Annotated in this window: 5 protein-coding genes; all 5 read left to right on the top strand. The window is 70.9% G+C overall.

Annotation, left to right across the window (positions count from 1 at the left end):
• The first annotated feature begins 143 nt into the window (after window positions 1-143).
• On the top strand, window positions 144-953 hold the full coding sequence (locus tag ACIP67_RS08345; RefSeq protein ID WP_401689211.1) for an Fpg/Nei family DNA glycosylase: 810 nt from the start codon (window positions 144-146) through the stop codon (window positions 951-953).
• 232 nt (window positions 954-1185) lie between these two features.
• Window positions 1186-2364, top strand: a complete 1179-nt coding sequence (locus tag ACIP67_RS08350) for a PP2C family protein-serine/threonine phosphatase (protein ID WP_401689214.1) — start codon at window positions 1186-1188, stop codon at window positions 2362-2364.
• 176 nt (window positions 2365-2540) lie between these two features.
• The gene (locus tag ACIP67_RS08355) at window positions 2541-2873 is read left to right on the top strand and encodes a hypothetical protein (protein WP_401689217.1); all 333 of its coding nucleotides are present in this window, start codon (window positions 2541-2543) and stop codon (window positions 2871-2873) included.
• A 53-nt stretch (window positions 2874-2926) separates the two neighbouring features.
• Window positions 2927-3241: a pore-forming ESAT-6 family protein gene (locus ACIP67_RS08360; protein ID WP_401689220.1), complete on the top strand. Its 315-nt coding sequence runs from the start codon at window positions 2927-2929 to the stop codon at window positions 3239-3241.
• A gap of 47 nt (window positions 3242-3288) precedes the next feature.
• Window positions 3289-3648 (top strand): DUF6507 family protein (locus ACIP67_RS08365; RefSeq protein WP_401689223.1); only part of this gene is annotated, 360 nt, incomplete at its 3' end.

Raw genomic sequence — 3648 nt, forward strand, 5'->3', positions numbered from 1 at the left:
CGCCCCGGCAGCAGAACTGACGCACCACACCCCGCAGCGGGGCAGGTGCACCCCGCCCCGCAGCGGGACCGACGCAGAACCCACCCGCCCGCGCCCCCTCCCGGGGCGCGGGCGGGACGGCAGGGCAGGAAGGACGCCGCACCGTGCCAGAAGGGCACACCATCCACCGGCTCGCCGAGGACTACGCCGCCCGCTTCCGGGGCGGGCCGGTCCGCCTCAGCAGCCCCCAGGGCAAGTTCTCCGACGCCGCCGCCCTCCTCGACGGCTCGGTCCTCCACGCCACCGAGGCGCACGGCAAGCACCTCTTCCTCGGCTTCGGCACCGGCACCTGGATCCACATCCACCTCGGCCTCTTCGGCAAGGTCGCGTTCGGCGGCGCCCCCGCGCCCCCGCCCACGGACACCGTCCGCCTGCGCCTCACCGGCCCCACCGCCCACGTCGACCTCCGGGGCCCCACCACCTGTGCGCTGATCACGGACGACGAGAAGCGCGCGATACACGACCGCCTCGGCCCGGACCCCCTCCGCGGCGACGCCGACCCGGACGCCGCGTACCGCCGCGTCGCCCGCAGCCGTACGACGATCGCCGCCCTCCTCATGGACCAGAAGGTCATCGCGGGCGTGGGCAACGTCTACCGCGCCGAGGTCCTCTTCCGGCACCGCATCGACCCCTACCGCCCGGGCCGGGACATCACCCCCGCCGAGTGGCGGGCCGTCTGGTCCGACCTGGTCGCCCTCATGCGCGAGGGCGTCCGCACCAACCGCATCGACACGGTCCGCCCCGAACACACCCCGGAGGCGATGGGCCGCCCGCCCCGCGTCGACGACCACGGCGGCGAGGTCTACGTCTACCGCCGCACCCACCAGCCCTGCCACCTGTGCGGCGACGGCATCCGCACCGCCGACCTGGCGGCCCGCAACCTCTTCTGGTGTCCCACCTGCCAGAGACCCTGACCCCGCCCGGACCGCCGGGCGCACGCGCGGCCGCGGCCACCGTCACCGACCCGCCGCCGCAATCCTCACGAACCCGCGCCCAACGGCCGGATGCGGGACGAGTCAGGGAATTTCTCCCTCTCCGCGGCACGAGCGCTTTCCATGCCGTTCACTGTGAAGTCGAGCCTCGGACGGGGGACAAGTGGGACCTCCCGTGCCAAGCGGCGGGTTGGATGGATAGGGTCCCGAACTAATGGCAGCAGGACGACAGCGGCGCTCGGAAGCCGAGACGTTGACGGCCCGGTTCAAGCACCTGGTGCACCGGGTCCGCACCGGCGTGCGCAGAAGCGCCGTGGACTACTTCCGCGGCGACGGTTCGGACTGGATCGCGCTGGCCGGCCTGCTGCTCACCGTCCCCCTGATCGCGGTCACCACGCTCGCCAACTCGGTCTGGTGCTCACCGGCCGCGCTCGTCCTGCCCATCGTGGCCGGCGGTCTGCTGCTGCGCCCGGCGAGCCTGCTCAGCCTGTACGCGGCGGCGGCCACGGCCCTGATCGTGGAGTCGGTGCAACTGGGCCCGTACACGGAGGGCCCGTCCCGCGTCACCCCCGGCGTGGTCCTGGTCGTGGCGGCCTGCGGGTTCTTCGGCCTGCTCATCGCCCAGTTCCGCAGCCGGGTCGGCGTGCCCTGGCGACGCGGCGGCACCATGCTCTTCGACCTGCGCGAACGCATCCGGGTGCAGAGCAAGCTGCCGACACTGCCGCAGGGCTGGCACCGTGAGATGGCGCTGCGGCCGGCCGGAGGCCAGTCGTTCTCCGGCGACTTCGTCGTCGCGGCCCGCACCAACGGCGGCCGCACCATGGAGGTCGTCCTCACGGACGTCTCCGGCAAGGGCATGGACGCCGGCTCCCGGGCCCTGCTGCTGTCCGGCGCCTTCGGCGGCCTGCTCGGCTCCCTGCCCCCGCACGCGTTCCTGCCCGCCGCCAACGGCTACCTCCTGCGCCAGGACTGGGACGAGGGCTTCGCGACCTCCATCCACCTCGTCCTCGACCTCGACTCCGGCGACTACGAGCTGTACTCCGCCGGGCACCCCCCGGGCCTCCAGCTCAGCTCCGGCACCGGCCGCTGGGAGGAGAAGGCCGCGGAGGGCCCGCTCCTCGGCGTGTACGAGGGCGCCCAGTTCGACCCGGTGAAGGGCTCGCTGCGCCCCGGCGACGTGCTGATGCTCTTCACCGACGGCCTGGTGGAGACCTCCGACCGGGACATCATGGAAGGCATCGACCGCCTCACGGGCGAGGCCGACCGCTATGTCGCCGGCGGCTTCCAGGGCGCCGCCTGGCACCTGATCGAGGCGGTCGCCAAGGACGTCAACGACGACCGGGCGCTCCTGCTCGTCTGCCGCGAGGGCCCGACGGCGGCCATGGCGCACTGACGTCCGCCCGCTGTGCCCCATGATGCCCATCGATGTCCCCACGGTGCGGTCATACTTTCGTGCCGCCTCCGTAACTGCTACGGCTTCCCGATTGCCTCGCCGAGCGGGAAGTTGCTACAGATGGAGTGCAAACAAGGTGTGGCAGGCAGGTCCCAGCGGGGGAGGCGGGTTCGAGTATGAAGTTCGACATGGGTGCGCAGACGCTGTCGACACTGATGCGTGATTCGCGCGGGTCGAGTGACGACCTCGGTTCGTTGATCAAGCAGCTGGTGCAGGCGGCGCAGCCGTTGGAGGGGAAGTTCAACGGTGCGGGTCGGGTGATGTTCGACCAGTTCAAAGCGCGTGCGGACGAGATCGCGAACGACCTGAACTCGTCGCTGTCGGCGATCCTGGGTGGTCAGTCGGGGATGGAGTCGGCGTTCTCCTCGGGTGACCAGGAGCAGGGTGACAACGCGCGGCAGCAGATGGCGGCGGCCAACTTCGACGCGGCGCGTTTCGGCGCGCGTTGAGTGTGCGGGTCTGAGTCCGGTCCGGTTCTGTTTCTTTTCACGGGGAGTGTGTGATGGCTGGTGCGGGTGCTGATCGTCGGTCCTACGACTCGGGTGCGTCGGGGGACGCGCAGGGGAACATCCAGGCGGTGGTCGCGCGACTGGAGGAGGTGATCGGCCAGCGTGACCGTCAGGTGAAGGCGGCGATGGCGGACTTCGCGGCGGACGGGGTCTCGGAGGAGTACCACGGCAAGGAGCAGCGGTGGACCAACGCCTCGAACGAGGTGAAGAACATCATCGGTCTGCTGAAGTCGACGCTGGAGAAGAACGACGGTACGGCGCAGTCGACGGCCCAGCGGGCGAAGGCCGCGGTCGACAACATCGGCTGACGTTCACGGTGCGTTGACGCTGTGGGAACGAGAACGGGGGTTGGCGGGTGCCGGTCTGGGATTTGAAGCCGCAGGGCATTCAGCACGTGCTGAAGACGACGGGTGAGACGGCGTCGGGTCTGCAAAAGCATGCGACGGCGTTCGGTGAGCATGTGACGTCGGCGGCCTCCAGCGCCGGCACGATCTCCGCGGATGCGCCTGCCGCGGGTGGCGAGCAGGCGCAGGGCGGTCTGGTGGCGCTGGCGTTGTCGCAGTTCGCGGATCACGCGGTGAAGGACCTGGAGTTCGTGGCGGCGCGGGCGGGCAAGTCGTTGCAGGGTGTGGTGGACGCGACGACGGCGTATCTGAACGGTGACGAGGAGATGGCGGCGGAGGCGCAGCGCAACACGCTGAAGGCTCCGAAGCTG

This window comes from Streptomyces sp. NPDC088812 (genome assembly GCF_044750285.1).
GTDB lineage: Bacteria > Actinomycetota > Actinomycetes > Streptomycetales > Streptomycetaceae > Streptomyces.

Coding starts and splice junctions, on each gene's coding strand:
- ACIP67_RS08350 (WP_401689214.1), top strand. CDS start 1,186: ATGGCAGCAGGACGACAGCGGCGCTCGGAAGCCGAGACGTTGACGGCC.
- ACIP67_RS08355 (WP_401689217.1), top strand. CDS start 2,541: ATGAAGTTCGACATGGGTGCGCAGACGCTGTCGACACTGATGCGTGAT.
- ACIP67_RS08360 (WP_401689220.1), top strand. CDS start 2,927: ATGGCTGGTGCGGGTGCTGATCGTCGGTCCTACGACTCGGGTGCGTCG.